This window comes from Pseudomonas sp. LAMO17WK12:I10 (genome assembly GCF_900215185.1).
Taxonomy (GTDB): domain Bacteria; phylum Pseudomonadota; class Gammaproteobacteria; order Pseudomonadales; family Pseudomonadaceae; genus Aquipseudomonas; species Aquipseudomonas chlororaphis.
This window is the reverse complement of the sequence record NZ_OBDX01000023.1, coordinates 1-23,844: the sequence shown is the minus strand read 5'-3', so window position 1 is coordinate 23,844 and position 23,844 is coordinate 1. Positions and strand designations below refer to the sequence as shown.

The following is a 23,844-nucleotide window of genomic DNA, read 5'->3' as shown; positions in this document are numbered from 1 at the left end:
GAAGCCAAAGGCCCTCAGCTCATCAGCGGATGGCCCCTGCTCATAGAGGGCGCGCGCGGCGCTTAGGAGTTTCCCAGGCGGGACTGGTTGAAGGCTTCGGAGTACGCAGCAAGCACCGCACCAGAAACCGAAACGATCGAGGTGACCAGGATGCGAATGTTCTGCTCAGTAAATTTTTCCTTGATGTCCCAGCCCGCCACTACAGCTTTGATCTGATCGACTTCCAGGTCGATCTTGGCAGCGGTGAACTCCTTCAGGTCCATCTCCTCGACCTTCAGCCCCAGCTCCCTGTGACGCTCGCCCCACTCAGCGTACAGAGCTGCCAGGGCAGTTCGGTCGAGATACTTGAACTCGAACTCCACCTTCACTGGTTCGCCGCCGACGCGCGGGATCATCACGTCGGCCTTGAAGGTCGGGTTCTGGATCAGCGTGAACTTAGCCATGGATTACACCACCGCTGTCAGATAGCGGGTCGGTTCGGCCTGCAGCGCCAGGTTTACGGTGCGAGTCAGCAGATTGTTGCGAGAAACCGCGGGCTGCTTGGAGAACGAGGTATAGGCACCGTAGAGCAGCGAGTCATTGCCCGGCAGATTGAGGCGTGCAGCCTGCACCTGCTTGCCAGCGTCAGCCGCCAGCAACACCGCGTTGAAAGCCTGGGCCGGGTCATCAGCGATAGTCAGCACCATGCTGGCGGCGGACTTGTCGGTCGGGATCTGTTTGCCCTGATCATTCTCCAGAAACACCACGTCCAGGTAGTTCTGCTCACCGCCGGAGAAGGCCAGATCGGTGACTTGCGGAATCTGCACCCAGGTCAACACTTTCTTCATGCTGCCAGCCCCACCACCGGCCGGGAAAATCTGGGTGTCGGTGGTGTCGATCCCTTCCAGGGTGATCGCAGTTGCAGTGGCCGCCTTCACACGCACCACCTTGTTATCGAGCTTGCTCCAGCCAGAGCTGAGCAAAACGATATCGCCGGCGGACAAGGTGGCGCCGACGACCGTGGCCACTGCCTCGGATGCGTTGGTGATCGCGGTGAATGCCAGCACAGCAGCATAGGTCGCGGCATGCTGGAAGGTACCGCCGTTCGGGAGTTTGTAGCCCATGGGTTTTTCCTCTTTGCAGAAATGACAAAACCCGCTCAATGGCGGGTTCAGTGGTTTGCCCAATGGGCGATTAGAAGGTGTCTGCTCGGTATGTGAGCCTCACCGGCAGCGTGCTTGTGGTGTCACTTTGGAGCGAAGAAGCTGTAGCCATTTGGGACCGAACGAATACCGAAAACCCGGCTTTGCTGAGCTCTAAATTGTTTGGGAAAAGAGCCTGTAGCTCCTCCGCAATCAAGCCGTCACCGCCGCGCCCACTTCCTGCCTTCGTCACTACGCTGACCTGAAACACCCCACGATATGAAGTGTGTTTCCCTTCAAGGTCTTCGCTATCGGGATCAGCAGGTAGAAGGTAGGCCCTCAGGTGCGCACTGCCATCCGCAGGCGGCGTAAATGGCACGTTCTCGAATGCAATGGGGAGCTTTGGAGCCCGGGCGTCGGCCCAGACCTTCAGCCGCTTTTCGAACAGGCTGCGTATGATCAGATCGCTCATTATGGAAGCTCCGCGACGGCTTTGTTCACAAACATCTGAAACTCAGTGGCTGTGATGCCAACCATCCCTGCCGGGGCCTGATTTGACCAGCCTTCATATTCAAGGCGGTGTCCATAAGGCAGGTTGTTCATTAGCCAGACGCTGCTTACATCGCCACTGAATCCCTCGAGTATCAGTCTTCCGATGGCCTTGGTAGGCCCACCTCCTGGATCAACAAGATCCAGGGTTCCGGTTTTTGCTGTGTCGAACGATACCTGCCAGTTGGCCCGGAATCGCCCACCAACATAATCCTTGCCCGCCACCAGGCCGTTCACATCGAAGTTCTGAGTGCGCTCGGTCTTGGTCAGTGGCTTGGCGTACTTCACTCCACGGCGCAGCTTGCCGGCCTTGGTGAAATTGCTCTCGTCCAGGTTAATCAGTGTGTTGCGGATAGAGACCTTAAAGTCGTAGTCGTCAGCCGCTCGCGTGTTGGCCTGACGGTGCGCAACGTTGGCAGCCCAGAGCTCAGGATTGCCTACCGGAGACCTGTCGACGATCTTGGAAAGCATATCGATGGCGACCTTCTGGACAATCTGCTCAGCATTGCCTTTGGTCTTTTCAACATAGGCTTTGATATCGAGTGAGAAGCTCATTTTCTGGCCTGCACGCTGAAGCCGACAATCAGGCCGGCGTAACTCCATGGGTCAACAGCCTGCACCGTGTACGTCTCGCCATCGAACACCAGCTTGTCCTGAGTCGTTGGCTTCGGAGTATCGGTGCCATCGAGCAGTAGCGGCGAGACAAGGATCTTGACGTCCCCCTGCTTGATCAATGAGCCATCGATATCCTTCAGGCTGTAGTTTTCTCGAAAGCCAGAGCCTTCGAAGGTGGTGGTTGTTTCGCCGCCGGTGCCTGTCTCAGGGTCATACTCGCCACTCGCGATCTGGAGCAGTGACAACTCCAGCCCCTTTCCGCCTTTCGATCTCGGCGCCAACATGCGGGCAGCCGAAGCCTTCGCCCGATCATAAATGTCTGCCATCAGCTTCTCACCAGATTGACCTGACTTGAGGATTCCAGCAGCCCCGCGAACTGTGCATAAGACTGCCGGGTTGCTGCTGGCTTACTCACCGAAGCGCTGGCTACGGCAAAAGTTGTGCTGATAGGGCCAACCGTCTCGGAAACCACTGCGCCCGTCTTGGTTGTCGGATCAACAAGGTCATCAGCATGGATTTCTGCAGCCAGGGCGAGCTGGCCGGCCTTCACCTGCGCTGGAATCTCATTGATAGGAAGAATCCACCCCTGACGCTTCACGTTCGCCCTGGGCCAGGACAGCGCCTGGTCTCGACTCACTGTCTGCCCCTTCCACGGCAAAGAGGTCATTTGCAGAGCCGACCGACGCAGTAGCGCCTCTTGCGCCACCACATCCGCCGGAATGACCCTGCCGAAGTTCGCGGCGTAGGTGACCAGCTCAGCAGTCGTCGCAAAGCTATCAGCGCCTGGCACCACGCTGCCGTTCTCGATCACCAAAGCCATATCAAACCTCTTTCCAACCGAGACGCTTGTGATCGTCTACGCAGGACGGGTGCACATGAATCTCCTCCTCGTCCTGCTCCATTTGTACCAGTCCGCTGTAATCCGGCTCAGCATCTTCCGGTAAGGACTTGCTCGATGCGCTGGCAGCAGCCGCCTCATCGGCAAGACGCCTTTCTTCTTGCGCCACCAGATCAAGTGCGTCCTGCGCGTTTTTGCTCCAGTCGGCGCGCTCCTGCTCGTCCAGACTCTCGAATTTCTCAGCACTCAAGCCACTGAGTTCGATTGCCTTTGCCAGAAGAGCCTTCGCCGCTTTCTGTTCTTTCGTCAGTCCAGCCATTGTCTTTCTCCAGAAACAACGCAGGGGCCGAAGCCCCTGGCTGTCGTTGTGGTTGAGTTAGCCGATCAACAGGCCGATATGCTCATCTTTGATGGCTCGGCAGCCCCAGGCCAGACGGACGTGATAGGCCGTTTGCAGGAACTGACGGTACACCGCCACTTCGAACGACAGGCCGGTCAGCGGATCGGTGATGGTGATGACATCGTCTGCCGAGTCACCGCCTTCTGGCATTGCTGGGGCGCGGGTTGCAAGAACGATCGCCGAGCGGGCAAACGCCACGTTTGCGGTGTACGAGTTACCCAGGGTCAACGCGTTGCCGGTCGGGATCAGGATCTGCGAGCCTGGCTTATTCAGCGTGATGGTGCCCGGAGCGGCCACGCCAGTGCCAACGACGTATTGGTTGTCGCCATCAGCGGCGAAGGTCGCGATATCGCCGGCCAACACGGTGCCGGTACCGGTGGCCAACGCGATGTTGGTCGCACCTACCGCAGTAGCACCGCTGGTGACGTATGCAGCGCCGGTACCCTTAACGTGACGCCCCACCTGGTGAGAGTGACGGATGGCCATGTTCATGATGCGGTCGGTCATACCATTGCGCAGCATGTCGCTGGAGCCAGCCTCGTTGACCTTGAACAGGCCAGATTGCTTGCCACGCATGTTGCCGATGGCCGAATGCCCCAGGACCAACTGCAGGTCGTTGGTCGGTGTTCCGTTCTGCTCGAGGATGCCCAGCACGCCAGCGAAATCAGACAGATCAGCGGCGGTGCCAAACGGCGTGGTACCCGCGGTGCCGTAGGCGCGCGATGCATTACGGTAAGCCTCGAGCCAGAGGTCTTTCTCGATCTCGTTCACCAGGGTGCGCATCGCCTGATAGAAGCGGTCAGCCTGGATGGAAGAAAAGGTGCCAGCGTTTTGCAGTCCCCGGGTTTGCTCGCCGTTCCAACGAACCGGAACGTGCTTGCTCTTGGTGATCGCGACCGCGACGTTGTCGACAATGGTGTCACCAGAGTCAGGGGCGGTTACGCCCGGGATGTTATCTGCCGCCGGCGCCTCGGTGGTGATCGGAACCAGAACGTCCTGGCCGATCGCTGCACGAGCAACGGAAGAATCGCGGGATACCGCCGGGATGAAGCCCGTCATCTCTCGCGAAATGACATCCAGCGCTTCGTACAGGTCCGGCACGAGGCCGTTAAGGGTGTTCGCCATTTTGGCTTTCTCCACAAAAAAGCCCGCTCAAAGGCGGGCATTGATTACTTGCCGGGCAACCCCCGGCGGCTTTGGTCAGTCAGTAACCGTGCCGCCATTGCGTGCGTGATCAGCCTTGCCGGCCGGGTCGAGCGCATCGAATGCAGTACGGGAAAGCGTTTTGCCGCCACCGCCTTTGCCACCATTGTTCGGAGCACCACCGCCATTACCGGCAGAGCTCTTCAGGATGTTGTCGCGGTGCGGGTAGCGCTCGACGAGGGCTTCCAGGGCTTCGTCGAAGTCAGCCAGTTCACCCGGACGGGCACGGCTGTAGATCTTGTTTCCGTCCTCACCGTAGGCAACCACTTTGCCGTCTTCAACCTTGAAGGCCTTGCCGAAGGTGTTCTGCAGCATGTCAGGCGGCACGGCGATCTTTTCGGTGACGAACTTGGAGCGTCCAAAGGCGCCGCCAATTTTCTCCTGGTAGAGGATGTTGGTGGTGGTATCGCGTTCGGCAGTGACGGTCTTCACCTGCTCTGCGAGCGCAGTAACCTGAGCCTTGAACTTCTCTTCGGTGGCAGCGATTGCAGCGACCTTGATCTCTTCAACCTTGCCAGCCTGAACCAGCTGGCCGGCGTCGAGGTTCGCAACAGTCGCCAGGGCGGCGCGAGCCTTTTCAGGATCGTCGATCCCCTCAAAAGCCTTGGCTCGAGTCTCGGCAGCCTCTTTGGCTTCACGGTGGCCTTTGGCTTCAGCGTTCAGCGCAGTGATTTTGGATACAGCCGACGGCGCGTCAAACGCCACGTCCTTTCCATCATCATGCGTGTAGACCGGCTTTCCATCCTGGACAACCACATGGCCTTGTTCGTCGAGTTTCAGTTTCATCGGTTCATCTCCGGGCATCCGCCCATCTGGTAGGCCATCCGGCCCGGTGCGGCGCTATCCTTCCGGAATCGCGCCCATAAAAAAGCCCCGGTGGTTGCCAGGGCCTCAGTGAAGAAATTCGCTTATCTGGCATTCTCAATTAGGATTGCCGATCACTACGGCGCAGGAGATGCGCTGCATTTACAAGGAGTAGAAAAGTTGCAAGACGCTCAGCACAGCCCACCCCCCAAAGAAGTATCCGCTCACACCGACAAACCTTCGATTGGCAGTCACTGGGCAACAGCAGTTGCTCTGCTTGGTGTATTGCTCACGTTCTCTGCTGGCCTGCTTACCTGGTATGCGAGCGCACAAGCGACCAAACAATCCGTTGCCCAAAGCTGTATTCAGAGGCTAGACAAGCAAGAGCTAATGATCAGAGAGAAGGCTGACTTACTGCTAAGAAGCATTGCGGCATTCGGAAGCAACACTACAGACCCTGACCTTACCGATTCCGACTTCCGACGCCTTGGTGGGAAAGTCACTGAGAGCGCCATGCGATTTACTGCATATGCCCCACTCGAGCTGACCGGGTCTGCAATGTATCTTGCCGGCGTCATTCAAATAGGGCTAATGGCCAAGACGCAAGCGCAACAAGAGGAGGCCATCAAACTGGCAAGCACCGCAATGAAGGGGTGGACAGAGAATTATTTTTCACTCATGAGCGACTTTGAGAAGCGCCGAATCGTCTGCTTAAATTAAACAACTACCCTTTCGCCCTTGAGCAAACATCCAACACAAATCAGCGCTCTGGTACCTCCAGTTGACTTGCCATTCCTCATAAGCACGCCAATCTTCGTCTCGATCACCTCGCGCCCACCGCAGCGATGGCACTGGACCATCGTTGCAGGCTTGGGCATCGCCCGCACACGCTTACGCACCTGCTCCGCTGGAGTATCCGGGGCTGGCGTGCCTTGAATGAGGTGAAGCTTAGGCTTATCGGTCATGCCGCCATCTTAGCGAATGTCTTGATGTCCCGCTCACGCAGCTGCTCCAGCGTCAGGAAAGCACCGGCCGGGGAATAGAACTCCTCCATGGACATGCCATCTCGAAGCATCTTGGCACGCACCGGCCCCAGAACTTGTTCCTGGCGCTCTGTCGACTGCCGGCTGATCCAATCGGCGTAGTTCGTATCGGCCGGCACCTGCCCATCCATGCTCGCCCGCTGGCCTGGGGTCATCTCGTCGATGGAAATACCCAGGTCTCTCCAAGACTTCGTGCGTGGCGTCGAGGTGGATCTGCAGTTGAAGTGAATCCGGCCTGGACCTTCAAGCCAAGGCACCTTGTGCCCGATCGGCTTGTGCGTACCAACTGCATAGGGCAGCTTGTCTCGGATCCGGCACGGCGCCGAGGTCCTGTTATCCAGCGTGCTGGTCCAGTCCTCGGACTCGATGATGCCAGCATTAGCCGTATTGAAGTTCTCTCGTGCTACAGCAGCGGTATGGCTGATTGCTGTACGAACCACCGAGGCCAGGTCACGTCGCGGGCGCTCAAGGAAGCCGTCAGCATATCCAGCCGCCCTAGTTCCTCGAATGCTACGGACAATCTGATCAGTCGTCTTACCTTCGAGGTAACCCGTACGAACAGCGTTTCGAACCTTCACCATTCGGTCAGCGGCGATCTCCTTTCCCCAGTTGCGCAGCAAACGCCCTTGAAAAGGCCGGGCCATTGCTGCGGCATAAATCTGCTCGGCGCCGATGCTGATGATAGGGAAACGAACCAGAACAGGTTCGGGAACCGTAGCCGTAAATAGGTCCGTCTGCCATTGCATCTCATACCCGGCCAAGCCTCTCAGCTCACCCTGAAGCGCTTCCAGTACTTGGTTGTACGCAGCCTCGTTGATCGACCTGACTTCATCAAGCAAGCCGTCTAGCCGCTCAATCGTGAATGAGCCTGCCGGCATGCGCTCAAGTGCCTCTGCAAGTGCCGCTGTCAGGTTTGCATCGGAGCGGTTGAGCAACGCGATGATTCGGCGCACCACTCCGAGCTTGTACTGATCTAACGAAACTGCATGCGCAATGCCCTCATCCCGCAGAGTCTCGTTAACCGTTGCCATTTAGAGCGCTCCGAGTACTGGTCCTTGATCGGCAATCTTCTGTTTTTCCAGCTCCCAGTCGAGGTCATCAGAAACGACACCGCGGCGCTGGAATTCGGAGAATAGGGTTTCGTCGGAAAGCCGGCCCTGAGCGGCCATATTCAACAACAGGGGCAACGTCGTTTCGGGGGCGAAGTCGATGTCGAAGTTACCATTGACCTGGACGTGGCCACCTTCAGGCTGCTTTGTCCACATCGCGAAGTATTGCAGCACCTGATCAAGGCAGTCCTCGAAGCTTTCAGCCATTGTTTGCAACGGGCTCATTTCCTGAGCCGCTTCATCTTCAGCCTGGGTTGCTGTCTTGGTCGACTGCTTGTCCTTCAGGAGAAGCTTGGCGCCCGCCATCCGCATATCGTCGACCAAGTCCTGCAGCGAGGTGCGACCAGCCTCGATGGCGGAACCAGTGTGCTCCACCCACTTCATGTCGCCTTCCTTAGGCAACTTCGTAGCGCTACTGGTGCCAACTTTCAACTCAAAAGCATCATCCTCGATGCCGATGATGGCCAGCATAGGTACCCGCGCGACGTGCAGGATGTTGTCTTGGTCGCTCTGGGACTGCCAGTGCTTCTTATTCAGGTGAGCCAGTTCAAGAAGTGGAGGTGTGGCCGTCATGAAGCCCGTTCGCTTGGTGTAGAACGTGGCCAGCGGGATGACATCGAGTGTTGTCACACCTTCGTCGTACAACTGCCACGACTTCCCGCCTTTGCCATCGTCCGCTTTTCGGTAGGTTGCCCATCGCCCCGGCTCGAGCACACGAATCTGAGGAGTGACTTTTACTCCGAAGAGCCCTTCGTCCTCTTCAATACACTCTAAGTAACGAAACTGGGTCAGTACCTGGTCGCCCGCTTTGGCTGCGGCTCTCCAGCCCAGAACCTGATGGGGTTTCACAGTCACCGCATACGGACGAACGCCGGCGGCCTTGTCGTCAGCCTTGGTTTTCAGGCCCTCAACCTTCGGGTACTCGGCCAGGACGTGACATAGGCCATGAGACAATCCAGTTACAAATACTGATTGCGCCCAGACCTGCAGGTTGTTGCCCTGCCGGTCGATGTCTTGTGCAAACTCCTGAATTGACTCCGGAACATCGTCGCCCAATGAGATCGGCTCAGCGAAGACACGGCCACTCATGTTTTGAACAGTTTCGCTGTAGGCCGGCAGAAGCGTTGAGGCTTGTAGGCGAGCCTTGTAAGCGTCGTCTTCCTCCTTTGGCCACTTCGGCAAGAACTTCTCGCCAGCATCGCGCATTGCCTTGGTTCCACCCATCAATGCGTCGACGATTTCCCAGTCCTGGCGCATAGCGTCCACTGCCGGGAGCGTTTTGTTTGGGTCATCACTCATGGTCAGATTCTCAGAGGGGCGGTAGATGCGGTGCGGGCTTTGATCGGATAACGCTTGGCGATGAAATAGCCGGCAGCGTCATTCATGTGGTCGTGCCCCTTCTTCGGATCTTTGTCCGGCTCACCCTTGTCGGTGTAGGTCTGGCGCTCCAGGCACAAAGTGAGCTGAGGACACTGATCGATGTTTACCTTCAAGCGGCGTTCGCCATAGGTGTTAAGGAACATGGCATTCAGGGCATTAACTCGGTCCTTCACCCCAGGGTTGGTCGAGTCGACGACAACGGTGAAACCTGCCTTCTTGAGCAGTGACAGATCCGACTCACTTGCGTTTTTACTACTGGTGTTCTGGCCGCTTGCATCTGGATAAACCGCAACGGTATGACCCGGGAACCGCGCCTGGATCTTCTCAATCATCTCCGGCGTATCGCGCACAGCGTGGAACTCATCCAGAGCCAACGGTAGGTCGTCCCGCACTACGTAGACCACGGCGCTCATCTTCATGACGTTGAAGTCCATGCCGATGTGCAGAGCCTCGCCTGGCTTGATTCGCTCTGAAGTCCGGCACTCATCACGGTTGAACGTGTAGTACACGACGCCGGCATAGTTCTCAAAGCTGGCCTCGTACTCCTGCCGGAACGTCCTGGGGTCCATCTTGCGGCGGGCCGCATCAAGCTCCTCAGCCGGAACGTTGCCGCCATCGAGCGAGGTATAGAGCCAACTCTTGTGGTCAGGCTCATGACCTGGCCGGCCATCCTGGAAGGTGTCGTAGCAGTGGTTGAAGCCCTTGGGGGTTCCGATGCGCAACGCATGGCCACCCTTTCGCATGCCAACACCGGGAATGCTGTATTGGCAGGTCGATAGCATCGGCCGCAGCACCTCCTCCCAGGCCTCCCACGGGCAGTCCGCCCATTCGTCCACCAAGACGAAGAACAGACCAGAGCCGCGCAGGTTATCGTAGTTGTCGAGACCGACCACTCGCATGACGTGACCGGACTTGAGGGTTATCGAGCATTCCGTCTCATTCGGACGGTGCGCGCGCCATGCTTCCGGGATAGCCTGTTTCAGGCGCCGCCAGAACACGCGCTTGGCCTGCTTGAAGGTTGGCGCGCCGTACCAGATCTCATCCTCGACGCTGACGCCCCACTCCGCAGCCAACCGGGCAGCGCGGCGCATCTCGGCCTTGCCCAGGAACGTCTTGCCGAACCGGCGACCACACACCGCATCGCGAAAGCGCGCTTCAGGCTGGAAGCCCCAGCAGTAAATGTTTGCCTGCTTCGGCGTCAGCTTGACTGGGGCCTCATAGGTACGGGGTAGCGGGGACATTTTCATCAGGCTCCAGGGTGTACTCAGCAACTGCGTGCTGCTGGTCCGCCTGGGAGCCCAGGGGTTTCTCCGGTTCGAGGCGGCGATTCACATAGACGTCGCCGCACTCCTTGGCAGCCTGCTCCAAGATCTGCATAGCCAGGGAGATGTTCTTCATCCCCTCGGCGCGCTCCACAAAGCGATTCATGGCGCGCAGTCGGTACGCACGGTTGGCGATCGGGATTTCTGCCGTGTCCTCACGAAAGCGCTTACGGGTGTCGTGGAACAGGGTTTGCCACTTGGCTGCCAGGCCTTTGCCTGATGTCTTGGTCGGGTCGTGTGTCTCCACCTGCTGGCGGGTCACCGTGATCCCATATTCCTTTTGGACTGCTTCAACCACCTGTGAAGGCGTGTCAAAGCACGCCAGGGCCTGAACGATAAAGGCCTTCACGTCGTTTTGAAGGGCTGCCATAGATTTTCATCCGTCCAGAGCCTGTCCAGAATCAGGCCGACTTGAGCAGACAGGTTCCGCAGGCCCTCGATATGTTCAATTTCCCCACCTCGGCGGGCTTGTTGGCGGCATCAAGCAATGCCTGGACATCAGGGCTCGCACCGTAGCGGCGGACCACACCGACGAACTCCTCGACGTCGTGGCCACGCATCTCGATCTTGGGTGCGCCTTCCTTGGTGAAGGCTGGCTGACCGTATTTGTCTTTGGCGTGGGCCAGGTGATAAAGCTCGTGCTCCACCAGGGCGCAGAACTCTTCATCGCTGCATTGGGCGCAATAGTCAGCGGCCAAGGTGATGATGAAAGCAGGCACCTCGCCGAACCAGTCACGCATCTGCTGTTCCATCCGGGCCTTCTGCCAACCGCCGGCGCGGAACGCTACCTGCTCGGCCTGGCCCAGGACTGTGCGGCCCTGCTTCTCGAAGCTCGACGATGCCCACATGATCTGGATGTCTGCATCCAGTAGGTGCGCATGGTCTTCGTTGTGGATGCTGCCAGTGCCCGAGAGGATCTCGACTTGGAGCCAGTCCCAAACCTCAGGGGCTGGTAGAAGAGAAATTCCAACTGACTCCAACAACTCCGGCGGGGGGATAGGTCGGGTGTTCATCGGTCATCCCCCATAAAGGGGGCAGATTGAGCCCAAAAGAATCTTTTCGCGTGGCTCACTCACTACTCCCCCTTATTTGGAGAAACCCCATGAAGCACATCATCGTTATCGCAGTAGTAATCGCAGCACTTGGCTACCTTGCCGGACCTGAATGCTACGACGGCAGAGGCGCAGTGGCTTGCCTGGCCGCCAAGCCTTGAGGTTAAGCGCCTTGGCCACACCTTCTCCAAGTATATCTCGCAGGCGAAGTCAAACCATCCTCAGGATGCTTGAAAAACGAAATTTAGCCTTCACTCATGCTAGTAGCGCCAACCCGAAATGTCGGCGCCTACCACATAAAGGACACATCCATGCCCATTGCAGTCACCGACCAAAATCGACTCCCCCTTCACACAATCTCACCCGGGATTACGAGCGTTGATACAGAAGTAGTCCTGATTCTTGATGCCAGCAAGGCGAATGAGATCGCGGAAAACCACTACAAAGAGGATTTTTGGGACGGCCCCGACTTGTTTAAGCTCAGTGATTGCCAGAGGTTCTTGAAGCAGGTTCCCCCTGTACCGCTGGAGCTTCCAATCATCTTTTACAACGTGCAGCCGCATGTTCGATTCTGTGATGGCCGGCATAGAACAACCGCTCTGGTCGACAATGGCTTGAAGACAGTTCCAGTTCTGACAAGTCAAAAAATTGCTAATGGCCTTACTCACCTCTGGGGGAGTAAGCAAACTGCGATGAATGAGTACGATTTCAGCAACTGCGTTACAAAGATGATTCTCGGTACCTGATGAGAATATCGCGACACAATCTGCTGATCCGCGAGACGTGTCGCGGCCTAAGCTGCTAGCTGCAACTGCTTGTTGAACAACTCGCGGATCTCGCCAAGCCTGGCCATCACTAGCGGCTCACCCTTCAAGTGGATCAGGTGGGCCAGCTGGTGGACGATCCCCTCGTCCGACAGGACAACGCTCGACGGCAGCTCCTTGAACCAGCACACGAACACTGCGAAATGCAGCGCCGCGGGCAGTTCCTTCAGGAAACGCTTGTCGGTCATCCCGGTGAATCGGGCATGTTCCTCGCGTAGGTCCTGGTAGCTGGCCGAGTAGTGATTGCCACCGATGACGTAGTCCATCACCCGGCCTCGTCCACCTTCCGTTCAGCCCAGCGCCTGCCGAGCTGGCGGGCTTGCTCAACGCCCAGGACGCCGATGAAGCCCGCGGTGGCAAACGACCAGGCGATGCTGAAGCCGAACTCTTTAACGGTCAGCCCCACCACCATGACGATCAGCGCGCCAAGCGACGCCTCGATCAGCTGGCGGACAGGCTTGGTCTCCTTGCCGTCGTACTGAATGCGCAACCAGGTGAGCGCAAACGTCAGCCCCATGGCGAGGCCGTTTTCGCGCAGGGCGGTCAGGACCAACACCCAGAACGAAGGGTCTTTTTCTGGCATGTTCGGCATCTCGATATCCTCCCGGTAGGGAGTTGAGGGATTAAAAAAGGCCTGCATTGGCCCGGGCATTGCCCAAAACAAAAAAGCCCCGGCGAATGCCGAGGCCCTGAGTAGGTGCGCGGTCTCTCCCGCCGTCCGCCGTGACCATCACAACGCCGACACCCTACTGCATCGGTCTCGCCGCTCAGGCCTCGCGCCACCCTGAAAGCATGTGAGGTCAGGGCACACGGGCTGCCGGTGTTGATTCCGTACGTCGCACTATCCGGCTATCGACGTCCAGGTGTTCCCGAAGGCTGCCCTGGCTACAGGTAAATTCGAGGCATAAAAAAACCCGGCGCGGTGGCCGGGCTTAAAATCAGTTCCTGCGCTGGAGTCACGTTGCGCAATGTAGAAAAAGTACCTATAAAACCCCAACATGTCAACTAATTACGCTGCACTTTCTTCTCTTTCCGCGTAAATAACCTGCCAAACAGGTTGTTGAGCCTGATCATCCACTTCCTTGATGGCCGCACGAAGGAAGTCCCATATCGCCTTCCAGTCCCGATCCCAGACCTTGGGCTCGATGGCAATGCCGTAGAGCTTCATCATCCCCTCAGCCACCCGCGCAGGCCCCCATGGAGTTCCACCATTCGCCTCAGCCTTGTACGACTGCAAAGCGCAGGTGACCAGACAATGGACCTTCGCGGCCTTGGCGTCGGTCAATGCCGAGAAGTCGGTATCGGCCCAGATCAACTTCTCAGCGTTGAGCATGTGCACCGCGGTCATGCATGGGTGATACAGGTAGTGCCCGAACTGCTGCACCTGGAAAGGAAGCGTGTCGATGGCACGTAGAACTTTTCCGATGGTGGCCAGGTGCGCGGCGCGGGCGGTGGACCGACCAATCGGCGTGCGGCGAGTCTCGCTGATGCTGATCCGCTGCCCAGGTACCGAAAAGTGCGCCGCCTCCTCGCCCTTCTCGCTGCCAAGCGCCGGGAATTTGGCCTCGCGCTTACTGATGCGTCCGCCCGTCTTCACAGGTGCCGCTTCCGCCCGTTCAATTGCCACAGCGCTGATCGACGCGTTCGATTCGTGCTGAGCCTCAGTCCATACTTGCCTTGCGTTGATCAGTTTCATGCTGCTTCCCCCTTCAGTTCCTTGATCTTGGCTTTGTACTCGGCAGTCATCGCCTTCATGGCCGCCCTCTCCCGTTGTGCGTTTTCTTGGGAGCGAACAATGCGTCGTAATCGGGCATCCCCTGCCTCTTCCGCCTCATGATGGTTGCGCCGGTGACCATGACGCGTGGGTCCATACCCCATTGAGTGGCCGTATTCCGCTTACCCTCAAACTCAATCAGGCCGACATCGCTGCGGTTAGCATGGCTCTCTGGGGTAACACCTCTCCGCGTGTTACAACCACGGCAGAGAATCCTCAGATTGGAGCGCGCATTGTTCTGGCGGTTTTCGTCTATGTGATCGACGTGACAGGTGAGCCAGGTCTCATGCTTCCCGCACAACTCGCAATCCCTGCCGCCCGGACCTACTTCGGCCCACATGACGTGACGATGCTCGAAGACATATCCGCCTTTGTCAGCGAGCGGATGACCTGGCTCGTACACACGGACATACCCATTCGGTGTGATAACCCGCTGCTGGCGACTTGTGGGAAGCTTGTCGGTTGTCCCGTTCCGCATGACCCGGAAGTAGTGCATCTGGCAAAGCTGGGCGGTCTTGTACATGGCGGCACGGCCGCAATTCTCTACGCTGCATTGCATTGGATTCGCGCCTCCAGGCGACGGCACTTCTTGGCGAAAACCGCCTTCAAGCGCTTGAGGTAAGGGATCTCATGACGGACCAGTTCCTGATCGCACTCCAACCACTCCACCTTTTCCGCGCCGATCTTCTCGACCAGTCGGGGCCGGTAAACCATGATGTTTCCGCTCAAGTGCGCATTGCACTGGGAGCAGGACTTGTTCATGTTCCAGAGGTTGAAGCGGAGGTGTGCTGCGGCGCCGACGCTACGAAAGTGAGAGCAATGCCATTGACCACCCCATGAGGCCGGCTTGTCGCAGCTGATACAGCCGAGATGCGCGTCACGCAGCCGGACGTAGCGGTTTATGACCGCCTGGGCCTCTTTGGCGTATTCCGCCCTGCTCTTCAGCTTATCCTTGCGGTCCTTGATCTCGCGGCGACCTACATCCGCTAAGGCTTTCTTGGCGCGCGCCTGCCCCTTCTCGGACTGCCCGTAAGCGATGGCGCACTCGATCTCACCGCACACGGCTTGCGAGGTGCGGGCAGGCACGAACATCACGCGGCATGAAGGACAGCGCTTGCGGCGGGGTCCATCTGACTTGAGCGGGGTTTTGCGCTGCAGCGGGGTGCGCTTCATGCCGCTACCTCGCTCAGCAGGTCACTGAACACCACGCCATGGCCGGTGAAGTACGCAGCCATGCGGTCGGTGTACTGGATGCCCTGGGCGCGATTGAACAGACTGGTAACCGGGAAGCCATCCGGGCCAAACAGCTTGCAGCCACCCATCATGGAGAGCTTCGTCTCGTAGGGAAGATGACGCATGACCCGGTACCACTCAGCCTGAAACCCGGCATCCTCATTCAGCAGGATCTGCACGCCGAAGTGCAGCTTGCAGTACCGGCGCGCATCTCCTTCATCGCCGATCTGGGTCATCTCGGAAATGCGCTTGTACATGGCGAACCACAGGGCGTTCTGGTCGAGCGTGCGGTCCTTCCCCGGGCGGAGGGAGACAACCACGAACTTCTTGTCGCGAAACATCGCGCTGAGCCTGGTGATGGCCTCGGAGAGCTTGGCCTGGCAGTTGACGGAGATTTTGTCAGTCATAGGCACCCCGCGAAGTCTTCGAGCAGGCCCTGCTTGTCCTCGGCCAGCTTGTCGCGCTCCTTGCGCAGCGCCTCGTTCTTAGCCTTGAGGTGATCACGCTCACTCTTCAGCTCTTCGTGCTCGATGTTGAAGTCACGCGCCTGGGATATCTCGCCATCCAGATCAGCGCGCAGACGCTCGTTCTCCTCGATCAGCAGCAGCGCCACCTCCTCCACCGTCTTGTCGCCCAGGATTTCATCCAGCGCCGTAGTGTGACGCTGCAGGTCGCCATCGCCTGCCTTCCAGGAGGCAACTACGGACCACAGCAGCGATTTCAGTTTCGCCCTGTCGATGCTCATCAAAAGCCCTCCTTGCCGCGCTGAGATTCCCAATCAAACGGGACCACGATCATTCCGCCTTCGCGCAAGCGGTCGACGCAGCGATCACCCATGGCACCCGGCAACTGACTGGCTTCGAGGTTGGAAATCACTACCGTCGGGCGCTCCTGCTCGTACCGGCCGTTGATGATTGCGAACAGGGTCGTCAGCTCGAAGTCGCTCGGCTGCTCCTTGCTCACGCCGACTTCGTCCAGCACCAGCAGGTCGGGGTCGATCAGGCTCGACAGAATCTCCGCCTCGCTGCGTTCACTGTGCTTGTCGTACGTGGCGCGGATCGCCTGCAGGATTGCGCCGACAGTGCGGTATACGGCCGTTCGGGACGTGTTGTGCAGCAGCTCGTTGGCCATGCCGGCGCCGAGGTGGGTTTTCCCTGTGCCGGGCTTGCCGATCAGCACCATGCAGCGACCGGTCTTCAGAATCTCGTCAAAGATCTGCACGTAGTGCTGGCAGAACCGGAGGGCTTTGCGCTGGCCTTCGTTCTCTGCCTGGTAGTTACCCAGGGTGCGAGTGGTGAACCGCTTCGGGATCAGCGCGTCTCCAAGCTTACGAGCGAGGGACATGCGGACTTCCATCGCCTTGTTGGCCTGCTCGGCAGCCTCGGCTTTCTCGCGGACAATGCGGCTGCACTCAGGGCAATTGCTTTTCAGCTCCCTACCCAGCACCGCATAGACCTTCTGCTCGTAGGCGCCATGGGTTTCGCAGTCAGCAGGCTGGATGCGGGTTCCCGGCGGCAGTTCTGGAGTGGCTTGAACTGGTTCAGAGCGCATAGCTGCCGTCCTCCCGCTGCTTCAGGCCGGCGGTGTAGTCGCGATCAGCGAAGCCGGTGTGGCGGGATTGCGGGAACGGGTGCACGTTACTGGCGAGCTTCACCTCGTCCTCCCATCGCTTGCCATTCAGCCAGGTGGCCGGGTGCGGGATGAACTTTCCGCCGTCCTTGACCCAGGGTTCCGACACCACCTGCTTGGCCAGGCCTTCAGCAATCAGGGCGAACAGCTCACTGGTCACCTTGAGTTTCTTCCAGGCTTTCTCGGCTGCGACCTTGCCCTTCTTGTTCGGGTACAGCTTCCAGAACTTCGGGAACAGGTCGTCACTCGGCGAAGTCGGCAATGCCGAAGGCGTTGACGGGTTGAGGGGATCAGCAGTCAGGGATCCGGAATCAGGAATCAGAGAATCAGCCGGAGCACTTCCGAGAATGGCAGAAGTCGTTCCGCCAAAATCGGTACTGATACAACCATCTGATACAGAAGGGATAATTGACTCCGGTTCATTACGATGCGGATTCTGATGTTTGTCGAAGTTATCGACCTGGATGTAGCGTTTTGCACCGACGGTGTAGCGAGTGATGAATCCTTCAACAGTCAGGAACCTCAAAAGTCCCTCAACGTCCAGTCCATCGCGATACGGGAAAAGCTCGCCTTTGATTCGCATAGGGCGATCTTCGAGACGACCTGCTTTGTCGGCGAGCAGCCACAGCCCTTCGAACAGAAGCGTTGCCATTGGATTAGCCACGCCGAGAATTTCGTTCTTGAACAATGCGGGTTTGATATTGCGTGCGCGGGCCATTAGGCACCTCTCGCTTTTTGGTAGGTGTCAATGATTGAGCGGGCGGTTTCGGTGATGTACTCCAGAACCTCGCCGGGGCTTGTCGCAGCGCGACAGAAGACGTCAGCCACTTCGCTGTCATCAAGCGAATGAAGTACCAGTGAGGCATAGTTGCCGAAGTTTGACATGCCTGAACTGGATGCCTCGAACAGCCAGCCGCTATAGCAATCGTCCAGGTAAATGCGGTCGATGATGCGAGCATAGGCAAGTGAGTTAGACCATTTAAGCTGATCTTCAGGACCATCCACAGAGGCCTGTCGATCATCAGCGCCCAGGCGAAACACCGCTTCAAGCATCTGGTCAACGCGTTTCGACTTTGCCGCCCTGGCGTCTCGTAGATCCTCTTGGCTGTTGCCTGAATAGCGCTCGGTGATGAGTTGGCGAAGGCCCTCAAAATCTACCTCGGTGAACCATTCGCGCCCGTGCACGGCGTGGCAGCGTTCGGAGCAGAATTTGATCAGGTCCGCTTCAGCTGACGCCGAGTCGACGAGCTCGCCGGATACAGCAAATTGAAGCAATGTCGCATTGCGCATAGCCGATACGCTTGAATGCGCGACTATTCTGCTTTCAGGGCAGCGACCACGGCCTACCTTGATCCAGCCGTCTGAAAATACCGCCGCATAGACCTTCCCTTCCCGAAACCGCGACACGTTTTCAGATCCATCAAAGCGTGTCGCGACATTTGCCGGGGTATTGCTGTTTGGTGTCTGGGTGTGCATATAATTCGTCCCACAGAAACGTTGTATGAAGAGCCGGGTCACTACCCCGGCTTTTTTGTACCTGGAATTCGGCAGAGGCCCTCCGGGTTACCCTTAAGAGTCCCTGCCAGAGGCCCTCATTGGGGTCACCAGTTGAAGGACTTTGGCCTTCTTCCTTCCAACTTCGGAAAGCGCGCCACAGGCAATGGCGTTTTCCATCACTTCGTTGATGGCGCGGCTGAAGTTCCAGCCATTCGCGCGCATCAACCCCTCTACCCGCTCCCGCGTCTTCGGCGGCAGCCTTTCGAGCTCTACGGTCATTCGGCCCTCCAAAGGGGCTTTAGCCCGCGATATCTTCTTGTTTGTCCTGCATCAATTCCTCGATCACACCGTTGGCCACTGCCCACTCGATGATTTCGTACAGGTAGGTCGCGTGCTGCATGCGAGTCTTCGTTGCGGCCTTGCGCAGAATCCGGTCAAGCACCGGTTCGAAACGAACCTTCACCGGGATGGCGCGCTTTTGGTTGGGATCCATGTACATGCTTCTTGCTCCTGGCTTCAGAAATGGAAAAACGTCAATCAAGCGGGCGGTACGACTTACGCAGCAGCGTCGTGCTGGCTGGCTTTCAAGGCGCCCTGGGTGATTCGCTCGATCTGGTACTGGCGCAGCTCGGGCACCACCTCCCACTGACGCACTGCCTCGTAGGTAACGTTGAGGGCCTTGGCCAGCGCGGAGATGGAGCCGAAATGCTTGATTGCTTGCGACTTGGTCATACCGACCTCCTTTGCTCTTACTCACATTCAAGCATGCTTGTGTTTGCAAAACAAGCATGCTTGACAAGCACTCTTGTAGATTGCAGCCATGAAAACCACTGAACGAATCACCAAGCTGGTAATGGCCCGCAAGCCAACCATTGGCGTGCGCAACGTTAAGCGCGATATCGCAACCACATGCGGCATCAGCTATGAGGCTGTGCGTCAGTGGTTCGCTGGCGATACCGAGAACATCAAGAACGAGAACTTGGTAGCGATTTCTGAGGGCTACGACACTACTGTCGACTGGCTTTTGTCTGGCAAAGGTGAGCCGCCAAGAAGGAAGGGATCGACGACAGCAGCTGAGGATTCAGCGGGTAATTCCAGTGCAGCCGATCTAGTCCAGAAGATGCTGGAAAAGCACGGAAAAGGTTTACCTGAAGAAGCTCGTCAGAAGATCGTTGACGCTGTCGCAGATGGCTCAGCAAGCGGCCAAGCCGGAAACGTTATCTCTGCCGACTTTTCAGGCCGTCGCCTGCAGCCAGGCGATATCTCAATCCCGCAATACGACATCCGCGGCGCCATGGGCCATGGCCAAGTGCCGGCCGACTACTCCGAAGCGATCAGGAACGTTGTGATAAGCGAGGATGTTCTGCGCGATAAAGGCATCCAGTACTCGACCGCGGCCAGTCTCGCGATGATTACCGGCTGGGGCCAAAGCATGGAGGGCACGATCAACGACAAGGACCCTGTCATCGTTGATCGAGGCATCAATGAATTTGCTGGGGATGGCGTGTACGTCATCACCTGGCATGACCTGCTGTACATCAAGCGGCTCCAGGTGCACGACGCCGAGCATTTCGAAATGATCTCGGACAACCCGAAGCACAAGGACCGAGTCGTCCCTATTGGCGACGTGATCATCCACGCCAAGGTGCTTTTGGTCTGGAACGCTCGGAAGCTCTGACTCTGAATGACAAAGAAAAAGCCGGCGGATGCCAAGGCGGCGACTGCCGCTGATATCGAACGATCCATCCAGGCCCTCAACAAAATGGCTGAGCGGCTTTGGGGTGATGGACGAGAGGCTGAGGCCAAGGCCCTCCTCGATGCCCTGGACGCGTTAAACCGGGCGCTGGATCGGATCAGGATTGGAGAGAGCCGCAGGGTCATGACTCTCCATTAAACGCGCTGGCACGTCGTGGATTTATAGGAGTTCGCCATGAGCCTCACCAAGCTGAACCAGGATCTGCGCCGAGATCTCAAGGCCGCGGCATTCGCCCTTGAGGAGGCCGCTCTGGATGTTTTCAGCAAGGCACAAGGCTACAAGGAGGCTGAATTCCTGGTGGCAATGGAAAAAGTCAGCAAGATGCATGAGCAGGCAGATCGGCTAAAAGCTTATGCGGATGAGGTGAAGGCGGGAAGAATTGTGCGGGGGAAGGCTGAATAAAGGTCTCGAACGTGGTTACGTCCAGCGCCTATGAACACATCTAAATTTAGACAAGGAGGTCAGGATTGATTCCTGAATGGAATGCGGAGGGCTTATTACCTCCTATAAATGAATTGAACCCCGTTGACCTGAACAGATCCCCCTACGAGACCGATCTTTCTCTGTTCATTCAGCGATTTGCCACCAGCATAGAGCGCTGCCAAATCCTTCGTGGATACCTGGCGCACCGAGCTGAGCTACATCTCCTGGGTATGGACGCAGGTTTCCAATGGCTTGATGGCAGCTTCTCAGAAAACATCGAATTGATTGAGCATCGGCCACCGGGGGACGTGGATGTGGTCACCTTTACCCATAGGGGCGATGAGTTTTTTGATACGTTAACTGAGGAACAAATCCGCCTTTTGGGTGATACTGAGTGGATAAAAGACCAGTTCAAGGTCGACTTCTATATTCAGTCGCTGCAGGACGATCCAGAGATTTTGGTGTCCATGTCAGCATACTGGTACAGCATGTGGTCTCACCGAAGGTCTAGACAATGGAAAGGATTCCTAAAAATAGATCTCGCACCACACCAAGACGCAGAGGCTCTGGCAATGCTCGAAGCTCGTCAACAGGAGCTTGCACATGAACAGGAATGAGTATCTACACAGTGCAGCCGAGCTCAGCTTCCTTGAAAAGGAAATCTCTAAAAAAGGGCTGAGCAGGCTGACAGCCATGTCGCTGAACTCCAGAATTCAGCGTGCTAAGTCATTCCTTGAGAAAAGTAACGGCAATCCTTATCAGCCCGCAAAAGTAATATTAACTTATCGTGGAGCGCCGGTTTGGGGAACCCATGGGGTATTAGCTGAGTTTGGAACGTCGGCCACTCAAGCGTTCAGTGAAGCTATTGCAATGATTGCCGCATCTGTTTCTGGCACCTTGGCTGATAAGGGACCAATCCCAAACCGCTCAAGCAATCAGCTTCTGATAACCGGTGCAGCATTAGGATCCTTCGGCTTTCAATTGGAGGAAGCTCCCGCTGAACGCCAACTTGATATTGAAGGCACTACGCCGGTCTCCCAAGCAATCGATCTGATAGCTGAGCTGCTCGAAGCGACAACAAAAAGCGATGAAGAGCTCTCTGAGCCAGTATCGAGGCTCGCCGATAGGGCCATCACGGCCGTCGCTGACTTCTTAGGAAAACTGTCCAGCTATGAGGCATCTTGCTCTCTAACCACGCGCACCAAAAAATTTCAATTTACTGATACCGAGCAGGTAAGGCGCAGCAAAGAAAGGCTCAGTCTGGACAATATAAAAGAAAGCATAGAGACATTTACAGGTGAGTTTATTGGCGCTCTGCCCGATAAGAGAGCTTTTGAGTTCAGAACTGTAGATGGTCACGTTATTTACGGCAGCATCAAGAGAGATGTGCCGAATCCTAACGCCATCAATCAGCATCTCTATCGCTCATTCAAAATATTTGTGAGCGCTAAACGAATTGGTAGCAGTAAGCCGCGCTACATTCTGCAGGCGCTCCCCTGGGAAGAAACTGAGTAATAACCAAGCCCGGCCCAGCGCCGGGCTTTTTCATTCAGTCCCGTCGGAGTTACTCATTCGCTCGAATACAATCAGCGATGACCGAAGCAAGCCCCGATCAATTGTCGGCGTTTCAATCTGGCCACCGTACCACTCGAGATGAACAGGCATTGGAAGCTGAGAGGAGATTGAACTGAGGAGCTTAGGCCTTTCCTCTATCCATACTGAAAGGCAATCAAAGTCCTGACTCGGAGCGATAACCTCCACCGCGATATCGATATCACTATCATCTCGATGATCTCCGCGCACCCTACTCCCAAAAAGCCAAACCCTGGAAATGCTTTTATGCTTCCCGGCCCAGGCACTGACAACGCTGGCAATTAAGTCGATGTGCATTGCTTCTCCTCGTCGATGACCTGCTACCGATGAGGTAGATACTAGCTGCAAGGCTACCTCCCGCCCTCCCTGCCTGATCCCGTAGCCCGCCACTAAGCTGGCTTTCTGTTGGGTGATGGCGCGGGGCCAGAATGGTAGAATGACCACCTTTGGGGGAGGGATACCTATGCGAGGGTTTGGAATTCTTGCGATCGTGCTCGGGGTTATCGTCATGCTCGGCGCGATGGTCATGGACATTTCTGTTCCGGCCGGTATGGGTCGGGTGAATAACTTGGGGCTAATGGCTGACCGCCAGAATTACACCATCATCGGCGGCGTACTTCTGATCGCCGGGCTGCTGATGGCGATGCTTGGCCGTCGCAACCAAGGCGCTCCTGTAGTAACGCTCGACTCGGGTACCAGGCCTTGCCCTATGTGTGCTGAGACGATCAAGAATGCCGCCATCAAGTGCAAGCACTGCGGTGCCGATATCGATGCAGCCAAGGCGCCATGCCCCCACTCCCGCCAACCCCGCACCTCGCCTGGCCTGTGCGCTATAACTCACATCAACACGGTTAAACACACTTCCCTCCGGCCATGCCAATAGAACTGCAAACTCCCAGGTACCGAGCGAGGCAGCCTGGCTGGGCTTTATGGTATTTCGGCAGTGATGGGCATGAACCGACTTACATTGCTTGGGCTGTGGGCCATTTGCGTCCTCGCCTCCCTGTTGGCTGGGCTGTGGATGCTGCTGGCCATCCTAGTAGGCAGCACCAGGGCTTGGAAACTCGCCATTGCCTATGATCAATTGGCCAACACGGCGTTGGGTGGTCATGAAGACGAGACCATTAGCAGCCGGGCCGGGAAGGCGGCCCGTGCAGACAGGCGCTGGGGCTGGGTGTTATGCCGCTTCCTGGATCGGCTCGATTCCAGGCACTGCGAACGCAGTATCGAACTCGACGAGTCCTAAGGCGGTTGGGTTTCCCGCTAACCCGTGGCTCTGTTTCTTCTGAAGCGCCGTTGACTATACGTCAGACTTCTCCGCCTGGACTGCACCTTCGGTCGCTGATGGCGTTCTTTTGTTCGGATGCAAGGACATATTGCCAGCCGTTGCGCTGGCATCGGCGGCGCAGCCTTGCCTCACGTTCCAGTGTATCTGTATCAGCCTGACACCGCCCATCGCGTACCAGTGCACGCCACAGACTTCAAGTTCTCATATATCAGGAATCATCCATGTCGACCAACCTGCTCTATCTAATTAATCCATCCACCAGCCGCGACTTTCTGGACCTGCGCACCGAGGGGACTCGGTACAGGCTGGACGGGGTCGATTATGACTATCGCCTGAGTGGCGATGTAAAGGTCGGCGGCAACAGCGTGTCGAACTCTGTGTGGGCGGCGCC

At 57.2% G+C, this 23,844-nt stretch carries 36 protein-coding genes; 9 read left to right on the top strand and 27 right to left on the bottom strand.

Annotated elements, in window-relative coordinates; all coding sequences use genetic code 11:
* Positions 1-62 precede the first annotated feature (62 nt).
* The 9 genes from CRO75_RS22740 to CRO75_RS22700 form a co-directional block, all read right to left on the bottom strand.
* Positions 63-443 (bottom strand): phage tail assembly chaperone, encoded by a 381-nt coding sequence (locus CRO75_RS22740; RefSeq protein WP_097138365.1) that lies wholly within the window; start codon positions 441-443, stop codon positions 63-65.
* A gap of 3 nt (positions 444-446) precedes the next feature.
* Positions 447-1,103: a phage tail protein gene (locus CRO75_RS22735; protein WP_097138363.1), complete on the bottom strand. Its 657-nt coding sequence runs from the start codon at positions 1,101-1,103 to the stop codon at positions 447-449.
* A gap of 70 nt (positions 1,104-1,173) precedes the next feature.
* On the bottom strand, positions 1,174-1,593 hold the full coding sequence (locus CRO75_RS22730) for a phage tail terminator-like protein (protein ID WP_097138361.1): 420 nt from the start codon (positions 1,591-1,593) through the stop codon (positions 1,174-1,176).
* A complete protein-coding gene (locus tag CRO75_RS22725) occupies positions 1,593-2,225 on the bottom strand; it encodes a hypothetical protein (protein ID WP_239990628.1) in 633 nt (210 codons plus the stop codon). Before CRO75_RS22725 ends, CRO75_RS22730 begins: the two co-directional genes overlap by 1 nt.
* A complete protein-coding gene (locus CRO75_RS22720; protein ID WP_097138510.1) occupies positions 2,222-2,611 on the bottom strand; it encodes a hypothetical protein in 390 nt (129 codons plus the stop codon). The genes CRO75_RS22725 and CRO75_RS22720 overlap by 4 nt, the downstream gene beginning before the upstream one ends.
* Entirely contained in the window at positions 2,611-3,105 is a 495-nt protein-coding gene (locus tag CRO75_RS22715; protein WP_097138357.1) for a DnaT-like ssDNA-binding protein, read from the bottom strand. Before CRO75_RS22715 ends, CRO75_RS22720 begins: the two co-directional genes overlap by 1 nt.
* A gap of 1 nt (position 3,106) precedes the next feature.
* Positions 3,107-3,442 carry a hypothetical protein gene (locus CRO75_RS22710; protein ID WP_097138355.1) on the bottom strand — a complete coding sequence of 112 codons (336 nt, stop codon included), beginning with the start codon at positions 3,440-3,442 and terminating at the stop codon, positions 3,107-3,109.
* A 57-nt stretch (positions 3,443-3,499) separates the two neighbouring features.
* Complete coding sequence (locus CRO75_RS22705) at positions 3,500-4,648, bottom strand: P22 phage major capsid protein family protein (protein WP_097138353.1); 1,149 nt, start codon at positions 4,646-4,648, stop codon at positions 3,500-3,502.
* Between the two features lie 75 nt (positions 4,649-4,723).
* Positions 4,724-5,512 carry a DUF6651 domain-containing protein gene (locus tag CRO75_RS22700; RefSeq protein WP_041983334.1) on the bottom strand — a complete coding sequence of 263 codons (789 nt, stop codon included), beginning with the start codon at positions 5,510-5,512 and terminating at the stop codon, positions 4,724-4,726.
* Positions 5,513-5,620: 108 nt separating this feature from the next.
* Here CRO75_RS22700 and CRO75_RS22695 point away from each other — a divergent pair, with 108 nt between their 5' ends.
* Positions 5,621-6,250, top strand: a complete 630-nt coding sequence (locus CRO75_RS22695; RefSeq protein ID WP_143504009.1) for a hypothetical protein — start codon at positions 5,621-5,623, stop codon at positions 6,248-6,250.
* A gap of 241 nt (positions 6,251-6,491) precedes the next feature.
* Here the strand turns inward: CRO75_RS22695 and CRO75_RS22685 are convergent, their stop codons facing one another.
* The 5 genes from CRO75_RS22685 to CRO75_RS22665 are packed head-to-tail and all read right to left on the bottom strand — an operon-like array spanning position 6,492 to position 11,397.
* A complete protein-coding gene (locus CRO75_RS22685; protein ID WP_097138347.1) occupies positions 6,492-7,604 on the bottom strand; it encodes a hypothetical protein in 1,113 nt (370 codons plus the stop codon).
* Positions 7,605-8,981, bottom strand: a complete 1,377-nt coding sequence (locus CRO75_RS22680; RefSeq protein WP_097138346.1) for a DUF4055 domain-containing protein — start codon at positions 8,979-8,981, stop codon at positions 7,605-7,607.
* A gap of 2 nt (positions 8,982-8,983) precedes the next feature.
* Positions 8,984-10,309, bottom strand: a complete 1,326-nt coding sequence (locus CRO75_RS22675; RefSeq protein ID WP_239990627.1) for a terminase large subunit — start codon at positions 10,307-10,309, stop codon at positions 8,984-8,986.
* On the bottom strand, positions 10,278-10,754 hold the full coding sequence (locus tag CRO75_RS22670; protein WP_097138342.1) for a DUF2280 domain-containing protein: 477 nt from the start codon (positions 10,752-10,754) through the stop codon (positions 10,278-10,280). The genes CRO75_RS22675 and CRO75_RS22670 overlap by 32 nt, the downstream gene beginning before the upstream one ends.
* Positions 10,755-10,785: 31 nt before the next feature.
* Entirely contained in the window at positions 10,786-11,397 is a 612-nt protein-coding gene (locus tag CRO75_RS22665) for a putative metallopeptidase (protein ID WP_097138340.1), read from the bottom strand.
* Positions 11,398-11,747: 350 nt separating this feature from the next.
* Between CRO75_RS22665 and CRO75_RS22660 the strand changes: the two genes are divergently transcribed.
* Complete coding sequence (locus CRO75_RS22660) at positions 11,748-12,182, top strand: hypothetical protein (RefSeq protein ID WP_097138338.1); 435 nt, start codon at positions 11,748-11,750, stop codon at positions 12,180-12,182.
* A gap of 47 nt (positions 12,183-12,229) precedes the next feature.
* Here the strand turns inward: CRO75_RS22660 and CRO75_RS22655 are convergent, their stop codons facing one another.
* From CRO75_RS22655 to CRO75_RS22595, 12 genes are all read right to left on the bottom strand, one after another.
* A complete protein-coding gene (locus CRO75_RS22655) occupies positions 12,230-12,526 on the bottom strand; it encodes a hypothetical protein (protein ID WP_097138336.1) in 297 nt (98 codons plus the stop codon).
* Positions 12,526-12,852, bottom strand: a complete 327-nt coding sequence (locus tag CRO75_RS22650) for a phage holin family protein (RefSeq protein WP_062823011.1) — start codon at positions 12,850-12,852, stop codon at positions 12,526-12,528. The genes CRO75_RS22655 and CRO75_RS22650 overlap by 1 nt, the downstream gene beginning before the upstream one ends.
* Positions 12,853-13,269: 417 nt before the next feature.
* Positions 13,270-13,956 (bottom strand): hypothetical protein, encoded by a 687-nt coding sequence (locus CRO75_RS22645; RefSeq protein ID WP_097138334.1) that lies wholly within the window; start codon positions 13,954-13,956, stop codon positions 13,270-13,272.
* 621 nt (positions 13,957-14,577) lie between these two features.
* Complete coding sequence (locus CRO75_RS22635; protein WP_097138329.1) at positions 14,578-15,207, bottom strand: recombination protein NinG; 630 nt, start codon at positions 15,205-15,207, stop codon at positions 14,578-14,580.
* The gene (locus CRO75_RS22630; RefSeq protein ID WP_097138327.1) at positions 15,204-15,674 is read right to left on the bottom strand and encodes a hypothetical protein; all 471 of its coding nucleotides are present in this window, start codon (positions 15,672-15,674) and stop codon (positions 15,204-15,206) included. Before CRO75_RS22630 ends, CRO75_RS22635 begins: the two co-directional genes overlap by 4 nt.
* Positions 15,671-16,012, bottom strand: a complete 342-nt coding sequence (locus tag CRO75_RS22625; RefSeq protein ID WP_097138325.1) for a hypothetical protein — start codon at positions 16,010-16,012, stop codon at positions 15,671-15,673. Before CRO75_RS22625 ends, CRO75_RS22630 begins: the two co-directional genes overlap by 4 nt.
* Positions 16,012-16,818 (bottom strand): ATP-binding protein, encoded by an 807-nt coding sequence (locus tag CRO75_RS22620; protein WP_097138323.1) that lies wholly within the window; start codon positions 16,816-16,818, stop codon positions 16,012-16,014. Before CRO75_RS22620 ends, CRO75_RS22625 begins: the two co-directional genes overlap by 1 nt.
* Complete coding sequence (locus tag CRO75_RS22615) at positions 16,808-17,614, bottom strand: phage replication protein (protein ID WP_097138321.1); 807 nt, start codon at positions 17,612-17,614, stop codon at positions 16,808-16,810. The genes CRO75_RS22620 and CRO75_RS22615 overlap by 11 nt, the downstream gene beginning before the upstream one ends.
* Positions 17,614-18,372, bottom strand: a complete 759-nt coding sequence (locus tag CRO75_RS22610) for a hypothetical protein (protein WP_143504005.1) — start codon at positions 18,370-18,372, stop codon at positions 17,614-17,616. The genes CRO75_RS22615 and CRO75_RS22610 overlap by 1 nt, the downstream gene beginning before the upstream one ends.
* A gap of 93 nt (positions 18,373-18,465) precedes the next feature.
* Positions 18,466-18,672 (bottom strand): hypothetical protein, encoded by a 207-nt coding sequence (locus tag CRO75_RS22605; protein WP_097138317.1) that lies wholly within the window; start codon positions 18,670-18,672, stop codon positions 18,466-18,468.
* 19 nt (positions 18,673-18,691) lie between these two features.
* Positions 18,692-18,892: a hypothetical protein gene (locus CRO75_RS22600; RefSeq protein WP_039012569.1), complete on the bottom strand. Its 201-nt coding sequence runs from the start codon at positions 18,890-18,892 to the stop codon at positions 18,692-18,694.
* Positions 18,893-18,948: 56 nt separating this feature from the next.
* Positions 18,949-19,125: a Cro/CI family transcriptional regulator gene (locus CRO75_RS22595; RefSeq protein ID WP_097138315.1), complete on the bottom strand. Its 177-nt coding sequence runs from the start codon at positions 19,123-19,125 to the stop codon at positions 18,949-18,951.
* An 88-nt stretch (positions 19,126-19,213) separates the two neighbouring features.
* On the opposite strand from CRO75_RS22595, the gene CRO75_RS22590 reads away from it, so the two are divergent.
* The 5 genes from CRO75_RS22590 to CRO75_RS22570 all read left to right on the top strand — a co-directional run bounded on the left by CRO75_RS22590 (position 19,214) and on the right by CRO75_RS22570 (position 22,087).
* Positions 19,214-20,071: a S24 family peptidase gene (locus CRO75_RS22590; protein ID WP_097138312.1), complete on the top strand. Its 858-nt coding sequence runs from the start codon at positions 19,214-19,216 to the stop codon at positions 20,069-20,071.
* 6 nt (positions 20,072-20,077) lie between these two features.
* Positions 20,078-20,287 (top strand): hypothetical protein, encoded by a 210-nt coding sequence (locus tag CRO75_RS22585; protein ID WP_097138310.1) that lies wholly within the window; start codon positions 20,078-20,080, stop codon positions 20,285-20,287.
* 36 nt (positions 20,288-20,323) lie between these two features.
* Positions 20,324-20,551 (top strand): hypothetical protein, encoded by a 228-nt coding sequence (locus CRO75_RS22580; protein WP_097138308.1) that lies wholly within the window; start codon positions 20,324-20,326, stop codon positions 20,549-20,551.
* 65 nt (positions 20,552-20,616) lie between these two features.
* Entirely contained in the window at positions 20,617-21,189 is a 573-nt protein-coding gene (locus CRO75_RS22575) for a hypothetical protein (protein ID WP_097138306.1), read from the top strand.
* Positions 21,176-22,087: a hypothetical protein gene (locus tag CRO75_RS22570; RefSeq protein ID WP_097138305.1), complete on the top strand. Its 912-nt coding sequence runs from the start codon at positions 21,176-21,178 to the stop codon at positions 22,085-22,087. The genes CRO75_RS22575 and CRO75_RS22570 overlap by 14 nt, the downstream gene beginning before the upstream one ends.
* Before the next feature lie 30 nt (positions 22,088-22,117).
* Here CRO75_RS22570 and CRO75_RS32420 read toward each other — a convergent pair whose 3' ends face one another.
* On the bottom strand, positions 22,118-22,462 hold the full coding sequence (locus CRO75_RS32420) for a nucleotidyltransferase domain-containing protein (RefSeq protein ID WP_102063198.1): 345 nt from the start codon (positions 22,460-22,462) through the stop codon (positions 22,118-22,120).
* Between the two features lie 139 nt (positions 22,463-22,601).
* On the opposite strand from CRO75_RS32420, the gene CRO75_RS32415 reads away from it, so the two are divergent.
* Together CRO75_RS32415 and CRO75_RS22560 are read left to right on the top strand one after the other, a co-directional pair.
* Complete coding sequence (locus tag CRO75_RS32415) at positions 22,602-23,048, top strand: hypothetical protein (protein ID WP_102063197.1); 447 nt, start codon at positions 22,602-22,604, stop codon at positions 23,046-23,048.
* 69 nt (positions 23,049-23,117) lie between these two features.
* Entirely contained in the window at positions 23,118-23,411 is a 294-nt protein-coding gene (locus CRO75_RS22560; RefSeq protein ID WP_204856411.1) for a hypothetical protein, read from the top strand.
* Positions 23,412-23,844: the final 433 nt, after the last annotated feature.